This is a genomic window from Marinobacter sp. LA51 (assembly GCF_030297175.1).
Lineage (GTDB): Bacteria > Pseudomonadota > Gammaproteobacteria > Pseudomonadales > Oleiphilaceae > Marinobacter > Marinobacter apostichopi.
The window spans coordinates 2,562,485-2,578,021 of sequence record NZ_AP028070.1 but is presented as its reverse complement, the minus strand read 5'-3'; the positions used below and the strand labels follow the sequence as shown (position 1 = coordinate 2,578,021).

General features: G+C 48.1%; 12 protein-coding genes. All 12 read left to right on the top strand.

Going from position 1 to position 15,537, the window contains the following annotated elements; genetic code table 11:
* Positions 1 to 25: 25 nt before the first annotated feature.
* The 12 genes from QUE89_RS11815 (at position 26) to QUE89_RS11760 (ending at position 15,528) form a co-directional block, all read left to right on the top strand.
* Complete coding sequence (locus QUE89_RS11815) at positions 26 to 1,465, top strand: lipopolysaccharide biosynthesis protein (protein ID WP_286220278.1); 1,440 nt, start codon at positions 26 to 28, stop codon at positions 1,463 to 1,465.
* A 339-nt stretch (positions 1,466 to 1,804) separates the two neighbouring features.
* Positions 1,805 to 2,704, top strand: a complete 900-nt coding sequence (locus QUE89_RS11810; protein ID WP_286220277.1) for a glycosyltransferase — start codon at positions 1,805 to 1,807, stop codon at positions 2,702 to 2,704.
* Between the two features lie 122 nt (positions 2,705 to 2,826).
* Positions 2,827 to 4,086, top strand: a complete 1,260-nt coding sequence (locus QUE89_RS11805; protein ID WP_286220276.1) for a hypothetical protein — start codon at positions 2,827 to 2,829, stop codon at positions 4,084 to 4,086.
* The gene (gene asnB / locus QUE89_RS11800; RefSeq protein WP_286220275.1) at positions 4,087 to 5,976 is read left to right on the top strand and encodes an asparagine synthase (glutamine-hydrolyzing); all 1,890 of its coding nucleotides are present in this window, start codon (positions 4,087 to 4,089) and stop codon (positions 5,974 to 5,976) included.
* The gene (locus QUE89_RS11795) at positions 5,969 to 7,129 is read left to right on the top strand and encodes a glycosyltransferase family 4 protein (protein WP_286220274.1); all 1,161 of its coding nucleotides are present in this window, start codon (positions 5,969 to 5,971) and stop codon (positions 7,127 to 7,129) included. The genes asnB (QUE89_RS11800) and QUE89_RS11795 overlap by 8 nt, the downstream gene beginning before the upstream one ends.
* Entirely contained in the window at positions 7,117 to 9,081 is a 1,965-nt protein-coding gene (asnB, locus tag QUE89_RS11790) for an asparagine synthase (glutamine-hydrolyzing) (protein ID WP_286220273.1), read from the top strand. The genes QUE89_RS11795 and asnB (QUE89_RS11790) overlap by 13 nt, the downstream gene beginning before the upstream one ends.
* On the top strand, positions 9,063 to 10,211 hold the full coding sequence (locus QUE89_RS11785) for a glycosyltransferase family 4 protein (RefSeq protein ID WP_286220272.1): 1,149 nt from the start codon (positions 9,063 to 9,065) through the stop codon (positions 10,209 to 10,211). Before asnB (QUE89_RS11790) ends, QUE89_RS11785 begins: the two co-directional genes overlap by 19 nt.
* Positions 10,204 to 11,157, top strand: a complete 954-nt coding sequence (locus tag QUE89_RS11780) for a UDP-glucose 4-epimerase family protein (RefSeq protein ID WP_286220271.1) — start codon at positions 10,204 to 10,206, stop codon at positions 11,155 to 11,157. Before QUE89_RS11785 ends, QUE89_RS11780 begins: the two co-directional genes overlap by 8 nt.
* Before the next feature lies 1 nt (position 11,158).
* Positions 11,159 to 11,716, top strand: a complete 558-nt coding sequence (locus QUE89_RS11775) for a sugar transferase (protein ID WP_286222877.1) — start codon at positions 11,159 to 11,161, stop codon at positions 11,714 to 11,716.
* Complete coding sequence (locus tag QUE89_RS11770) at positions 11,713 to 13,653, top strand: polysaccharide biosynthesis protein (RefSeq protein ID WP_286220270.1); 1,941 nt, start codon at positions 11,713 to 11,715, stop codon at positions 13,651 to 13,653. Before QUE89_RS11775 ends, QUE89_RS11770 begins: the two co-directional genes overlap by 4 nt.
* Positions 13,654 to 13,723: 70 nt before the next feature.
* Complete coding sequence (gene tviB / locus QUE89_RS11765) at positions 13,724 to 14,986, top strand: Vi polysaccharide biosynthesis UDP-N-acetylglucosamine C-6 dehydrogenase TviB (protein WP_286220269.1); 1,263 nt, start codon at positions 13,724 to 13,726, stop codon at positions 14,984 to 14,986.
* A 173-nt stretch (positions 14,987 to 15,159) separates the two neighbouring features.
* Complete coding sequence (locus QUE89_RS11760) at positions 15,160 to 15,528, top strand: histone-like nucleoid-structuring protein, MvaT/MvaU family (protein WP_041341212.1); 369 nt, start codon at positions 15,160 to 15,162, stop codon at positions 15,526 to 15,528.
* Positions 15,529 to 15,537 lie beyond the last annotated feature (9 nt).

Below are 15,537 nucleotides of genomic sequence, written 5' to 3'. Positions count from 1 at the left end.
TCCTATTTGAATCTGGGAAGAATTTGTGTCGTTAAAAAATAAGGCAATTCGTGGAGTTGCGTGGAGTGTTTTAGATAAGCTGATTAACCAGCTTGGTTTTATTTGTGTCACGTTGTATTTGGCTAAAGTAATTGGGCCTGAAGCGTTCGGCTTAGTAGGTATGCTGACAATTTTTATGTTATTGGCTGAGAGTGTAGTCAATAATGGGTTTTCTCAGGCCTTGGTTCAGCGTAGCCACTCTTTAACGGAAGCTGACTCTTCTACTATTTTCTATGTGAGCCTGCTATGGAGCGTCGCAATCTATGCTGTATTGTATACAGCTGCGCCTTTGATAGCTAATTTTTATCAAGAACCTGAATTGGTTCAGATTTCTCGACTTCTGTTCGTTATTATTATTATTAACTCACTTACAGTTGTAGCCCGCGCGAAGCTCATAATCAGGGTAGATTTCAAAAGCCAAGGAATAGCTACCTTCGTCGCGACATTGATAAGCTCGGCAGTAGCAATATATTTAGCATCGAAAAGTTATGGTTATTGGGCGTTTGTATGGTTGCTGTTGATAAAGGCCCTATTACAAAATATCGGGTTCTGGTTTTTTTGCCGGTGGCTCCCCAAGCTTAGGTTTAGCCGCGATTCTTTTAAGAGTTTATTCAAATTCGGTTCTAATTTAATGTTGGCAGGGTTTATCTCGACCTTGGTAAACAATCTCTATGTAGCTATGATCGGTAGATACTTCAATGCGACCAGTGTTGGATATTTTACCCAAGCGACTAATTTGACGAATCTTCTAGTCCAGCTAATTTCCTCGACCTTGCAAGGTGTGACCTATCCGCTTCTGACCTCTATCAAAGAACAGCAGGATAGGCTCGTAAGCCTTTACAGACAGCTGATAGCAGTCACCATGCTAGTTTCTCTGCCCGCTCTCGTAGGTTTTTCGGCCGTAGCAGATTCCTTTGTTTTGTTTTTTATGGGCGAAGAGTGGGGCCCTGCAATACCGATAATTCAGGTGCTTTGTTTTGCGCGCGCGATTACTCCTATCAGTTCAATCAACATGAATATTCTGAATGCAGTAGGCCGATCAGATCTTTTTCTTAAGGTTGATCTAAGTAAGCTGCCAATGACGGTTTTTGCGCTTTTCATATCAATTCCTTACGGTATTCAAGCCGTAGCCTGGGCTATGCTGACAACTAGCTGCATCGCTTATTTTATAAATTCATATTACCCGGGAAAACTATACGGTTTTGGTGCCTGGAGTCAGCTTAAGGTTGCGAAGAACTACATTTTTTCTGCGACTATAATGTTTTTGGTGGTGCATCATGTTGACTTCGATAAAGTTTTGGTAGATTTAATTTTAAGCACGCTTTTAGGTATGGTGATTTATTTTGGTCTCTTGGCGATTCTAAAAGATGCTATGTTTCGAAAAATTTTTTTGGAAATCAAGGGTGAGCTAAAAGTTAGATGTTAAAACCTTCTATAAATTAGGGAGTAGGCGAAGTTTTTCGTTGACAAATAGTAATCGGTGCGATTTTAACCCTTCTTTTAGCAATTAATATTTTTGGTTGTTTTTTAAAATGGTTAATTTTAAATGGGGTGGGTAAGATGCTATCAGAGAATCTTTGTGTAGCTTTTCTAATATAACGTTCATTGTGTTTGTAAAATTGGAGGCCTTGATGAAAGTGACTAAACGTATGGTTGATTGCCTAAGAATTTGTTCCATGTTAAAAAGCGTTATGGAAAAATAATCCCTTGTTTGTGCGGGTTTTTTTAATTGAGGTGGTGATGAATTCTACCCTGGGGTTATATAGTGACTGATAAGAAGCTGCCTTTGGTGAGCGTTGCTGTGATTACATACAACCAAAAAATATTATTACAAGAGTGCATTGAATCTATTCTTTCACAGGATTATCCCAGCATCGAGATTGTTGTCGCGGATGATGGCTCAACTGATGGGACTCATGAGCTCTTAAAAAAATACTCTGATGAGAATCCTGGCAAGTTCAGACTGAGGCTTTCGCACGATAATCAGGGTATCACAGCAAATTCCAATGCCGCGCATTTTGCTTGTAGTGGCAAATACATCGCTTGGATGGGCGGCGACGATGTAATGTTGCCCGGGAAGCTCAGCAAGCAAGTTGATTATATGGAAAGACACCCTGATTGCACTATTTGTTATCATGATTTGGACGTATTTGAAAGTTCGACCAATGAATCTCTTTATCTTTTCTCAAGAAAGAGCAAGCCAAGAGAAGGGGATATAAGAGCTTCAATAAAATATGGTTGTTTTAATGGCGCTTGCGCGACAATGATTCGATCGCAAGATGCGCCAAAGTCTGGCTTCAACCTGATGATTCCAGTTGCATCAGACTGGTGTTATTGGGTGGACGCACTGGCTAGTGGTGGAACAATTAGATACATTCCAGAGGTTCTCGGGCGTTATCGTCGCCATGGAAATAATGTTACCAATAAGGTTTTGGGTATCGGTCAAAATGCGATGGATCATCTAAATACATGTAATTATTTTTTTTCGAAGTATCCCGAGCATTTCGATGAAATTATGTATTGCTATGCAGTGAACGTTCGATCTCTTCGTCATAGTTTGCCATATTTTAAGGCACTTCTTTTCTCTGTGAAAGTTTCATTCGATGTTAAGTCGATTTCTGCGTTGATAGTATTTTTGGCATCTTTCGGTAAAATTAAAATTTAATCCTCGTATTTCTTGTATGATTCAATAAATGCCCTGATTTCAAAATAAAAGTTTTAATTTTCAAAGTAATTTTTTAAATATTGCCGGTGACTTTTTGTGAAATTAATTTTTAAATTTATAATATGAAAAATAAATCATTCCGGGTAAGAAAGCTCACACTAAGCTCTTTGCTTCTTCTTTTCATCCTTAATCCTTATACCATTTATGGTCCACTCGGGTTGGCTGTGCTGCCTGTTATATTTGTTTGCTTTTTTTCTAAATATAGCCGACCAAGCGTGGATTTAGTTTTAATTTGTTTTGCGCTGATCCTTATTAGCATGATAGGGGTTTTTTCTTCGTATATTCACGGTATTGGTCAGTTTTTGCACTTCAAGGTTGCTGCATCTTTGGCGATGTATGTTTTAATTTCTCATGCTTTGTTTTTTTTGTTTTTAAAGGATGGTTTTCGTTTCAATGATTTTTTACATTGCGCGCTATTGATTTCCGTTTTAAATAGTTTGGTGGTGATACTTGAAGTTTTCTTTCCTGTTTTTCGTCAGGCCGTAGAGACTTTTTTGTTACCTAGCGGAAACGTAGACTGGACTGAGGGGTTTCGATACCGTGGAATTGCATCGGGAGGAGGTGCTTCGCTTTCACTTCTGATCCCGGTCTCAATTGTTCTTTGTCTTCACCTCTACTCTGAAAAATATCTTGGTGTATTTAGTCTGATTGCGTATGTTTTTATTCTTATTTTTTCTGTTTTTTTTATTGGAAGAACTGGTCTGATCTTGTTGCCTCTGGTAATAATTTTCTACGTTTCTTTCAATCTCAAACGGTACCTTTTTAAGACTGCTTTTTCTTTTTTTGTTATTTCTCTATTTTTGTTCTTTTATTTTGATGAGCTTAAGCAAGTTCTGATAAATCAGTATGGCGCTAGTTTTTATCATTATTCATTGGGTTTTCTTTTGTCCGGTACCGATGGGATTGAGGGCGAGGGAACTGTGGGAATTGTTATTGAGTTTCTTTCGATTATGCCCAAAACCTTCCCAGAAGTACTAATTGGGTATGGTTTTTACGGAGGTAGTGAGTTCGAACCCTGGACTGACTCTGGTTACAGTCGTATGTTTTTATCAGTCGGTTATCTATTTGGCGCTATGTTTTATTTTCTATTTTTCCTAATGTTCAGAGGGGTGTTTTTTTATAAACCGTTTCTTTTCACAACTATTGGCGCACTATTATTGATCGCGGAAGCAAAAGAACCGTTGCTCTTTACTGGTTATTCTGCGCGATTATATGTTTTAGTTTTAGTTTTAGGGTTATTGGATAAAAAACGGATGAAGCAGGATAACATAAGAACGAGAAGGTCCGCGGTAGAAGTGCCATCAGCCAAGGTGGCTTCATAAATGTGTGGTTTTGGAGGTTTTTGGGCCGTTTCCGAGTTACATCATGATTTCGATCGAGTGCTAGGCAAGATGGCGAACACTATCACCCATCGTGGCCCAGACGCTGCAGGCACCTGGCATGACGCGCCAGCTGGAATCGGACTAGCACATACCCGACTATCGATCGTTGATTTATCTCCTGCAGGCCACCAGCCGATGCACTCTGCCTGTGACAGGTATGTGACTGCCTTTAACGGTGAGATATACAATCATATGGCGTTGCGCCGTCAGTTGGAAGTTGGGGGAGTGGCCCCTGAATGGCGAGGCCATTCCGATACCGAAACCCTGCTTGCATGTTTTTCGGCATGGGGGCTAGAGAAAACGCTTCAAGCGACGGTGGGAATGTTTTCACTTGCTCTGTGGGATGAGCAGGAGCAGCTGCTGACCCTCGCGCGAGATCGTTTGGGCGAGAAGCCGCTGTATTGGGGTTGGTGCAATCAAACCCTGTTGTTCGGTTCGGAAGTTAAGGCTTTGAAAGCCCATCCAGCGTTTAATGCGGAGGTTAACAGGGATTCTCTAGCATTGCTTTTGAGATATAACTCGATTCCGGCGCCCTACAGTATTTATCAGGGCATCCATAAACTGCCTCCAGGTCATATGGTTCAGATACGTCAGGGAGATGATGCTGGCGAAGCTATCCCAAAGGCGTACTGGGCTCTGAATGATGTTATTGAATCCGGTTTGGCGAACCCGTTCGTGGGGTCGGATGGTGAAGCGGTGTCTGCGCTGGAGCAACGTATCACTCAGAGTGTAAAGGGGCAGATGCTGGCGGATGTTCCTCTGGGAGCGTTTTTAAGCGGCGGTGTCGATAGCAGCACTGTCGTTGCGCTGATGCAGCAACAAAGCAGTCAGCCGGTACGTACCTTCGCCATAGGGTTTAACGAGCCAGGTTACAATGAGGCGCAATACGCAAAAGAAGTAGCTGAGCATCTTGGTACCAACCATACAGAACTCTACGTTGGCACCCAAGACGCGCTTTCGGTGATCCCTGATTTGCCGGGTATATATTGTGAACCCTTCGCAGACAGTTCCCAGATTCCGACCTTTTTGGTCAGTAAAATGGCCAAGCAGCAGGTGACAGTGGCGTTGAGCGGTGATGGCGGTGATGAGTTGTTTGGAGGTTACAACCCTTACCAGTTCGCACCGAAAGTTTGGCGATTGGTACGGCGTCTGCCCCTGAAGCTACGCAAATTGGCTGTTGCCGTGCTGGAGGATGCGCCCGTACCGGATAAGCTATACAAGCTACTTCGGGTACTGCCAAGCGCGGATCGGGAGGCCTTTTACGAAGCGCTAATGAGTCATTGGCAAGAGCCGGAGCATGCAGTAATCGGGGCGGGGGTTGTTCCGACGGCGATGAATAGCCCCTCTCTTTGGCCGAAAACTGATTGCTTCGAACACTGGATGATGGCTATAGACTCCAAACAGTACATGAGCGATGACATTCTCACAAAAGTTGACCGTGCTGCGATGGCGAGCAGCCTTGAATCCCGTGTTCCTCTGCTCGATCACCGGGTAGTTGAGTTTGCCTGGCAGTTACCTATCCATCAGAAAATACGTAATGGAACTGGAAAGTGGGCGTTACGAGAGGTGCTATACCGCCACGTGCCACGTGAGATGATTGAGCGTCCGAAGAAGGGCTTCTCCATCCCGTTGGCGGAATGGTTACGGGGCCCACTAAGTGATTGGGCTGAGGCACTTCTGGATGAAGTTCGACTAAAAAGAGAGGGCTATTTCCGTGCCGCTCCTATCCGCAAGCTATGGAACGAACATCGGAATGGTCGTCGCGATAACGCATTAAAACTTTGGAGTGTTTTGATGTTTCAGGCATGGCTGGAGCATCAGCATGACTAAGAAAGTTGTACATATCATCACCGGCCTGAGCGATGGAGGTGCAGAGGGTGTACTGACGCGATTGTGCCTGCATAGCAAAAAAGCGAGGCATGTTGTTATTTCGTTGATGGACGAGGGCAAGTATGGACCTTTGCTGGAACGCTCTGGTGTGGCGGTGCACTGTCTCTCAATGAATCCCGGGATGCCCAGCATTGCCCGGCTGTTTCGGTTAGTCAGGTTGATTCGTGCGGAGCAGCCTGATGCTGTACAGACCTGGATGTACCATGCCGATTTATTTGGCGGAATTGCGGCAAGACTGGCTGGTGTGCGGCGTGTGTTTTGGGGGGTTCGTATGTCAAGCCTCGAGCAAGGAAAGTCTTCGCGCTTAACGCGCTGGATCGCCCATTTGTCTGCTTTGCTTTCCAGATGGGTACCAGAAAAAATCATTTGTTGTGCCAATAAAGCAGTGTCTGTTCATTCAGAGCTTGGTTACCAAAGTAACAAGCTCATTATGATTCCGAATGGCTACGATTTGTCGCGTTTCAAGGCTGATCCTTCAATGGGTAGTAAGGTCAGGAAAGAGTTGGGGTTAGGTTCTGGAGTTTTTGTAATGGGCATGGTCGGGCGGTTCGATCCGCTCAAAGATCATTTTAATTTGTTGGATGCTCTAGTTAAGGTGGCCGAAAGAGAGATTGACTTTCAATGCCTTTTAGTTGGTAGAGGGTTGGGTGCGGAAAACCCCACCCTCAAAGAGCGGATTGATGATTTAGGCTTGCAGGATAGAGTGCAGCTGTTGGGCCAGCGCACTGACATTCCGGCAGTTATGAACGCATTGGATCTGCATGTACTTTCAAGCTGCTCGGAGGGCTTCCCGAATGTCATTGCCGAGGCCATGGCCTGCGGGGTGCCCTGTGTTTCTACCAATGTAGGCGATGCACTCGAAATCTTAGGGGACGAACGCGCGATCTGCCCAGCCGAAGACTCGACCGCGCTAGCCGAACTGATCATAACTACGGCGCACGAGTGGCAACGAAATCCAGCAATTTGGCAAGTCCGAAAGAGCACAAGCTCCCAACGAATAGAGGAACGTTACTCGATTGATAACATGGTTTCAGCTTATGAGGCCTGTTGGTTTGGTACTGGCGATAGAGGAAGTCGATTATGTGCGGGCTGATAGGATTCACGCGTCAGAGCGCAGGTGGCGTTCCAGATGCGGCTGTCATAGCAAACTCCATGACTAGCTTAATCACCCATCGAGGCCCGGACAGCGAAGGCATTTGGTTGGAGCAGGATCAGCCATTGGTGCTTGGTCATCGTCGCCTTGCTATCCTCGATTTGTCTCCTGCAGGCGATCAGCCTATGCACTCTAATTGCGGACGCTACGTAATCGCGTTTAACGGAGAGATATACAATCATTTAGAGCTCCGATCGCAGGTAGAAGAGGAACATTCAGGCACTCCCTGGCGTGGCCACTCCGATACAGAAACTCTACTGGCTTGTTTCGCGGCCTGGGGTATAGAGCGAACGTTACAAGCCACCGCCGGAATGTTTGCTATCGCCTTGTGGGATAAGAAGGAGCAGGTACTGACGCTGGCTCGCGATCGGATGGGCGAGAAGCCCTTGTATTGGGGTTGGTGTGACGATGTATTGCTATTCGGCTCTGAGCTTAAAGCGCTGAAGGCTCACCCAGCATTTAGTTCAGAGATTGACCGCAATGCCCTGGCGTTGCTGTTGCGACATTGTTATATCCCGGCGCCGTACAGCATATATAAGGGCATCGAAAAGCTGATGCCGGGGTATTTCGTGAGGGTTCCGCTTCGGGGGGATCTGATGCGCTCGAAAAATGCACAGCCTGAAGCGTATTGGCAGCTGAATCACGCTGTGGAAAAGGGGCTGGCGAATCCTTTTACCGGTAGCCCAGAGGCGGCTGTGGACCTCGTAGAATCTCGGCTTTCGGACAGTATCGGTGAGCAGATGCTGTCTGATGTGCCGCTTGGGGCATTTTTAAGTGGCGGCGTGGACAGCAGTACCACCGTTGCGTTGATGCAGGCACAGAGCAAGCAACCGGTTCGTACCTTTACCATAGGTTTCGATCAGGGTGGGTATAATGAAGCGGCCCACGCAGAGGCCGTGGCCAAACACTTGGGAACGCATCACACTGAGCTGTATGTTCGTCCGGAAGATGCCCAGGCTGTCATCCCGAAACTTCCAAGTATGTATTGTGAACCATTCAGTGACAGCTCGCAGATACCGACGTTCCTTGTTAGCCAAATGGCCAAACAGCACGTTACGGTTGCCTTGAGCGGTGATGGGGGCGATGAATTATTCGGCGGCTATAATCGTTATTTGGCCGCGAAAAAGGTGTGGGGGCCCGTGCAACGATTGCCGCTATTCGCCCGTCAGGCCACTGCAGGGCTGTTGCGCGGCGTGTCGCCCGCCACATGGGACAAACTGTTTGACTGGGCAAGGCCGGTGTTGCCCAGGGGTATGCAACTTTCAATTCCTGGCGAAAAAGCCCGCAAATTGGCCGATGTGCTGGCGCTCTCCGATGGGCATGCTTTTTATCGACAGCTTACCAGCCACTGGACAGATCCGGCCAAAGTGGTTATTGGTGCATCGGAGCCCAAAACGCAGCTAACCACTTCCTCTGCCTGGCCTGAAACCGACTGCCTAGAACATGCGATGATGGCGATGGACGCCAAAACGTATATGGCGGATGACATCCTCACCAAGGTGGACCGTGCGGCCATGGCAACTAGTCTGGAAACGCGTGTCCCTATGCTGGATCATCGTGTGGTTGAACTCGCGTGGCGCATGCCGCTTGACCTGAAAATCCGAGATGGGCAAGGCAAGTGGCTTTTGCGTCAGGTGCTATATAAACATGTGCCTAAGGAGCTAATTGAGCGACCTAAAATGGGCTTTGGGATTCCGCTGGACAGCTGGTTGCGTGGGCCGTTACGGGAGTGGGCAGAAGCTTTGCTGGATGCAAGCCGCCTCCGATCGGAAGGCTTCTTTCACCCCGAGGCAATCCGGACTATGTGGTTAGAGCACCTTAGTGGCAAGCAGAACTGGCAGTACCATCTATGGAGTGTCTTGATGTTTCAGGCATGGCTAGAAGTAAATTGAAAGCTAAGAAAGTTCTCTTTGTTGTTAATGCGCCCGAATTCTTTTTGTCACACCGGTTGCCGATCGCCCTTGCCGCCTGTGATGCAGGATATGAAGTGCATGTTGCAACGGCCGAAGGAGTAGCCGCTCGCGAAATCCGAAGCTTGGGTCTGGAGCACCACACCGTTGCCATTGCCAGAAGTGGCCAAAATCCGCTTGCGGAGTTTGGCTCCATTCTTAGTTTGTATCGGCTATTACGAGGGTTAAAGCCGGATCTGGTGCATTTGATTACCATAAAGCCGGTGCTTTATGGCGGCTTAGCTGCGCGGCTCGCGGGAGGTTCAGGTGTAGTCGCTGCAGTTTCTGGCTTGGGGACCGTTTTTGTGGCGCAATCGCTGGCCGCAAGAATTCGAAGGGTTCTAGTGTCTTGGCTTTACCGGTTGGCGTTTAGCCAAAAGCGTCTTGCTGTTATTTTCCAGAACCCGGATGACCGCGATGGGTTGTTGGCGATTGGCGCGCTAAAAAAAGAACAGGTGCGAATGATTCGTGGTTCGGGTGTGAATCTCGCCAATTATTCGTTTGTGCCGGAGCCGAAAGGTATACCGGTTGTTGTAATGGCCGCCCGATTGTTACGGGATAAGGGCGTCTATGAGTTTGTTGAAGCCGCCCAGCTATTGAAGGCGCGTGGTGTTGAGGTGGTGATGCGCCTCATTGGAGCACCGGATCCAGGCAACCCTACCAGCGTCGCGCAGGTGGAGCTGGATAGGTGGGCTGCCGAAGGTGTTGTTGAGTTGCCCGGCTATCGCTCTGACATAGCAAGGCAGTATGCTGCAGCCAGTGTTGTGTGCTTACCGTCCTATCGGGAAGGGTTGCCAAAAGGCTTGGTTGAGGCGGCAGCCTGCGGGCGGCCGGTAGTAACAACGGATGTGCCCGGTTGCCGAGATGCGATAGAGCCGGGTGTGACTGGCGTTCTGGTGCCGGTGAGAAATGCGGTGGCATTGGCCGATCGCGTACAAGCTCTTATTGAGGCGCCGGAAGAGCGGATGCTCATGGGCAAGGCAGGCCGAGAATTGGCTGAGCGCGCCTTTTCTATAGATCGAATCGTGAATCAGCACTTGGCGATATATAAGGAGTTATTGGAGGATGCCTGAGAGAGTTCTGGTCACGGGCGCATCCGGTTTTGTCGGCGGCCACCTGATGACGAGGTTGGCTGCTGAGCCGTCCGTAGCTGTTCGAGGTGCCGTGCGGAAAAAGTTGCAGGGTGATGACTCCCGGCGTATCGCTGTGGGTGAGATAAATGGCGATACGGATTGGTCCGAAGCATTGAAGGGGCAGCATGCCATTGTTCACACCGCCGCCCGCGCCCACATTATGGATGACGAGGCCGCTGATCCGCTTACCGAGTTTCGAAGCGTGAACGTGGCGGGAACCCTCAATCTCGCCCGCCAAGCCGCTGCGGCTGGTGTCGAGCGATTTGTCTTTATCAGCTCAATAAAAGTGAATGGTGAGCATACGACGTCAGGCCAGTGTTTCACGGCTGATGATGTTCCTGCCCCTGAAGACCCTTATGGAATCTCGAAAAGAGAAGCAGAGGAGGGGTTACAGCATATTGCAGAAGAAACAGGTCTAGAAGTGGTGATCATTCGCCCGCCGTTGGTCTACGGCCAGGGTGTGAAAGGAAACTTCGCCAACATGACCAAGCTTATTGTTAAAGGCATTCCGCTACCCTTGGGCGCTATCCACAACAATCGCTCTCTGGTCGCCTTGGATAATTTGATGGATCTTATTATCAACTGCATTGATAATCCTGCCGCCGCAAATCAGGTGTTCCTGGTCAGTGATGGGGAGGACCTTTCCACGTCGGAGCTATTGCGTTGCGTGGGCAAAGCCATGGGCCAACCAGCTAGGCTGTTGCCGGTACCTGCCGAACTGTTGCAGTTCGGTGCTATGGTTTTGGGTAAGAAAGCCATGGCGCAAAGGTTACTGGGGTCTTTGCAGGTGGATATATCCAAAACCCGTGAGTTGCTGGGGTGGGAACCGCCAGTATCGGTGGATGAGGGGCTGAGACGCTGTTTCAAGATTAATCAGGATGGGTAATGTGATTCGTTTTCTAGATGTTGTTTTTTCATTGATTGGTCTGATCTTTGGTTTTCCCGTGTTGGTGATGCTTTATGTACTAGGTCTGTTTGATACCGGCGCCCCGATATTTCGCCAGGAGCGGGTAGGTCGGGGCAAACAGCCGTTCACATTGGTGAAGTTTCGTACCATGAAAGTGGATACCGCCTCCGTCGCAAGCCATTTGGCGCCTACGGCATCCATTACCCGCTTTGGTCGCTTCCTGCGGCGTACCAAGCTAGACGAGTTACCCCAGTTGTGGAACGTGCTGAAAGGGGAGATGAGCTTGGTGGGCCCAAGGCCGTGCTTGTTTAATCAGGAAGAACTGATATCTGAGCGGGAAAGCAGGGGAGTGTTAAAGGCACGGCCGGGAATAACCGGGCTGGCGCAGGTAAATGAGATTGACATGTCGACACCACGATTGCTCGCCGAAACCGACGCCAAAATGCTGGCGGAGCTCAACGCTATCGCTTATTTTCGCTATATTTTGTTGACTGTTAGGGGCAAGGGAGCCGGGGACAGGGTGAAGGACGCACAATGATCAACACCTTTCTGAATTTACCCAGGGTGCAAAAACGGTTGATCTCCGTGGCATCTGATTCGGTTGTTCTGTTTTTTGCGATATGGGCCGCGTTCGCGCTTCGACTAGAGCAACAGTTGTGGGTACCGGACCGAGGCCATGTCATCGTAGCTGCCATTACTGTGGTATTTACGATTAGCGTGTTCATTCGGTTAGGGCTTTACCGTGCGGTTATTCGGTTTCTAGGCGATAAGGCATTTCTCACTATCATTTACGGGGTGTTTGCTTCGGCCTTAGCTTTAATTATCTCCGGTTATTTGCTCCAGGTGCCTATCCCTCGCTCTGTGCCGATCATATACGGATCCTTGGCATTTGTGTTCGTCAGTGGCACTCGCCTCGGTGTGCGCATGCTGGTAAATCACCCTCATCAGCGTAACAAAGAGGCGGTAGCGATTATTGGCGCTGGCGAAACAGGTATGGCTCTTGCGTCTGCCTTGCGCCAGGGTCCCGAATACAAACCTGTTGTATTCGTTACCTTCGATCGTGCAAATCATAAATCGATGATTGACGGCTTACCGGTGGTCAGAATTGATCTGATCGCCAAAAACATGGCGAAGTACCGTGTTCAGCGCATCCTTCTAGCCTTGGATCCTGATTCTAAAGTAGATCGAAAAAAGCTTCTTAAACAACTAGAACCGCTTTCAATTCCCGTACAAACAGTGCCATCGGTATCAGAGTTGGTCGCAGGTCAGGCCCGAATCAACGATATCCGTGATCTCGAAATTGAAGATCTGCTAGGCAGAGATCCGGTTCGTCCGGATACCGCAATCGTTGCAAAAAGCCTGTTTGAGAAATCTGTGATGGTGACTGGGGCAGGGGGCTCTATTGGCTCCGAACTGTGTCGTCAAATCATCCGGCACAAACCGAAAACCCTGGTGCTTTTTGAACAATCCGAATTTTCACTTTATGCCATTGAACGTGAATTGCAGGCTATAAATCGGGTTGAAGGTTTAGGTGTGGAGTTGCATCCGTTGCTAGGTAGCGTTGTGCACCGGCGCCGCTGTGAAGTAATTATGCGGACCTTTGGTGTTCAAACGGTCTATCACGCAGCGGCCTATAAGCATGTTCCGTTAGTAGAGCACAATGTGATTGAAGGGGTTCAGAACAATGTCTTCGGCACTGCTCATGCTGCGGAAGCGGCGATTGCGGCCGGTGTTGAGCGCTTTGTTCTGATTTCTACTGACAAGGCGGTGCGGCCAACCAATGTAATGGGGGCCAGCAAGCGAATGGCAGAGCTGGTGCTTCAGGGCCTTGCGGATCGGCAGGACAAAACTGTGTTCTCGATGGTTCGATTTGGCAACGTGCTTGGCTCCTCTGGTTCAGTTGTGCCGTTGTTTCGAGACCAGATTCGTGATGGTGGACCGGTTACGGTTACCCATCCGGATATCATCCGATATTTCATGACGATCCCGGAGGCGAGTCAGCTGGTTTTGCAGGCGGGCAGCATGGGTGTTGGTGGAGAGGTCTTCGTATTGGATATGGGGGAGCCGGTCAAAATTGCTGACCTGGCCCGCAAGATGATTCACCTGATGGGCTTGGCTGAAAAGACCAAAGATGAGCCTAGTGGGGACATTGAAGTCGTTTTCAGTGGCCTGCGGCCAGGTGAAAAACTCTATGAAGAGCTGTTGATTGGCGACAATCCCCAAGGTACCTCGCACCCGAGGATTATGATGGCTCGGGAGGTCTCGATGTCACCTGAGGATCTGGATGTCGCGCTTCAAGAGTTGCTTAACGCTAGTCAGGAGTTCAATTGCAGTAGAGTCGTTGAAATCCTCACCGATGCTCCTACTGGATTCACACCTAGCGAGAAGGTTGCGGATCTGGTTTGGCAGAATCATGCGCAGAGGCCAAATGGCGCTATTTCAGAATCGGATAAAATTCGCCGTTTTCCTGTTTGAATAGCAAGATTCGCAATTACGGTTAGAATGAGAGCTAAGGATAGCTCCTCTAGAAACGAAAGGAATTCGAATGAAAAGGATTGCGGTGATTGGGCTTGGCTATGTCGGCTTGCCATTGGCAGCGGCTTTTGGCGAGCGACGAGACGTCAAGGGTTTTGATATAGATGTTGAGCGCATTGCTCAGCTAAAAGATGGCATAGATTTTACGCGAGAAGTATCACAGGAGGAGCTGCTAGCGTCGCCGGGACTCTCTTTTACCAGCTCGCTGGAAGAAATCGAAGATTGTCAGATTTACATCGTCACTGTGCCCACGCCCATAAACGACTCGAAAGCTCCTGATCTAACTCCTCTGCTATCAGCCAGCGAAACGGTTGGCCGTGTATTGAGGCAGGGCGACATCGTTATCTACGAATCTACCGTGTTTCCTGGCGCTACTGAAGAAGTTTGCGTCCCGGTCTTGGAGCGAGTTTCGGGGCTTATTTTTAACAAAGATTTTTTTGCGGGTTATAGTCCAGAGCGTATAAATCCCGGCGATAAAGAGCATCGAGTCAAAACAATAAAAAAGGTAACCTCAGGGTCTACTCCCGAAATTGCTGAAGAGATTGATCAGTTGTACTCCGAAATTATTGTAGCGGGTACTCACAAGGCCAGCTCTATAAAGGTTGCTGAAGCAGCGAAGGTCATCGAAAACACCCAGCGCGATTTAAATATTGCGTTGATTAATGAGCTATCAATGATTTTTGCGCGATTGAAAATTGATACTCATGAAGTTTTGGCCGCAGCTGGAACGAAATGGAACTTTTTGCCTTTTAAGCCCGGCTTGGTGGGCGGTCATTGTATTGGTGTAGATCCGTATTACCTCACCTACAAAGCTCAGTCCATTGGCTATCACCCGGAGATCATCCTTGCGGGCCGTCGAGTTAACGACAATATGGGCCCCTATGTCGCGGCTGAGTTGGTGAAGGCTATGATTAAGACCAATCACACGGTGGCTACTTCACGTGTATTGATAATGGGCTTTGCATTTAAGGAAAACTGTCCAGATCTTCGCAATACTCATGTTATTGATGTCGTGAGAGAGCTACAGGAGTTCGGTTGTTCAGTAGACATCACAGATTGCTGGGCTGATTCGGAAGAGGCTGAGCATGAGTATGCTGTATCACTTATTGAATCACCTAAGCAGGGTGGTTATGACGCTCTGTTATTGGCGGTTCCACATCGCGAATACGCTCTGAAGCCCTCAGATGAGCTGCGTTCTTATTTGAAGGAAGATGGAGTGTTGTTTGATTTGAAGGGTGTATTACCACTCGGCGAAGCTGATTTGCGATTGTAGATTTAGCTCGTTGATTCGAATATTCGATAAAAAGCCGATCAATAAGGTCGGCTTTTTAATTAAGATACGACAATAAACTTTGCCAAATTCTTTTAAATTACTTATTATCTTTTACGACTTACAGTCAACTCCGAAGTATTTTAAAACCATTTTTTGATTAAGGTTTTATTTCCATGGCAAAGATCAACGACTACTACCAGAAAAAGCAGCTTATGGAAAAGCTTGCCGCAGAGCTGGAAAAGCTTGAAGAAGATCAGGCTCTGAAAGGTGAACTGGAGTTCGAAAACAAGGTTCGCGACTTGATGAAGGAATATGACAAGTCACCGAAAGATGTCCTGCAGATCTTGTCTGCCATTGATCCGTCTGTTGGCGGTGCAAAGGGTGAGGCGGCTGCCGGTGGTCGTGCCAAGCGCCCCATGAAGACTTATAAGAACCCGCATACTGGTGAAGTGGTTAAGACCCGTGGTGGTAACCACAAGACGCTTAATGAGTGGCGTAAAAAGTACGGTAAAGAAGCGGTTCAGGGCTGGCAGGAAAACTAAGTTTAGTTT

Excerpts from the sequence above, each read along its gene's own strand:
- QUE89_RS11805 (WP_286220276.1), top strand. The coding sequence starts at position 2,827 with ATGAAAAATAAATCATTCCGGGTAAGAAAGCTCACACTAAGCTCTTTG.
- asnB (WP_286220275.1), top strand. The coding sequence starts at position 4,087 with ATGTGTGGTTTTGGAGGTTTTTGGGCCGTTTCCGAGTTACATCATGAT.
- QUE89_RS11795 (WP_286220274.1), top strand. The coding sequence starts at position 5,969 with ATGACTAAGAAAGTTGTACATATCATCACCGGCCTGAGCGATGGAGGT.
- asnB (WP_286220273.1), top strand. The coding sequence starts at position 7,117 with ATGTGCGGGCTGATAGGATTCACGCGTCAGAGCGCAGGTGGCGTTCCA.
- QUE89_RS11785 (WP_286220272.1), top strand. The coding sequence starts at position 9,063 with ATGGCTAGAAGTAAATTGAAAGCTAAGAAAGTTCTCTTTGTTGTTAAT.
- QUE89_RS11780 (WP_286220271.1), top strand. The coding sequence starts at position 10,204 with ATGCCTGAGAGAGTTCTGGTCACGGGCGCATCCGGTTTTGTCGGCGGC.
- QUE89_RS11770 (WP_286220270.1), top strand. The coding sequence starts at position 11,713 with ATGATCAACACCTTTCTGAATTTACCCAGGGTGCAAAAACGGTTGATC.
- tviB (WP_286220269.1), top strand. The coding sequence starts at position 13,724 with ATGAAAAGGATTGCGGTGATTGGGCTTGGCTATGTCGGCTTGCCATTG.
- QUE89_RS11760 (WP_041341212.1), top strand. The coding sequence starts at position 15,160 with ATGGCAAAGATCAACGACTACTACCAGAAAAAGCAGCTTATGGAAAAG.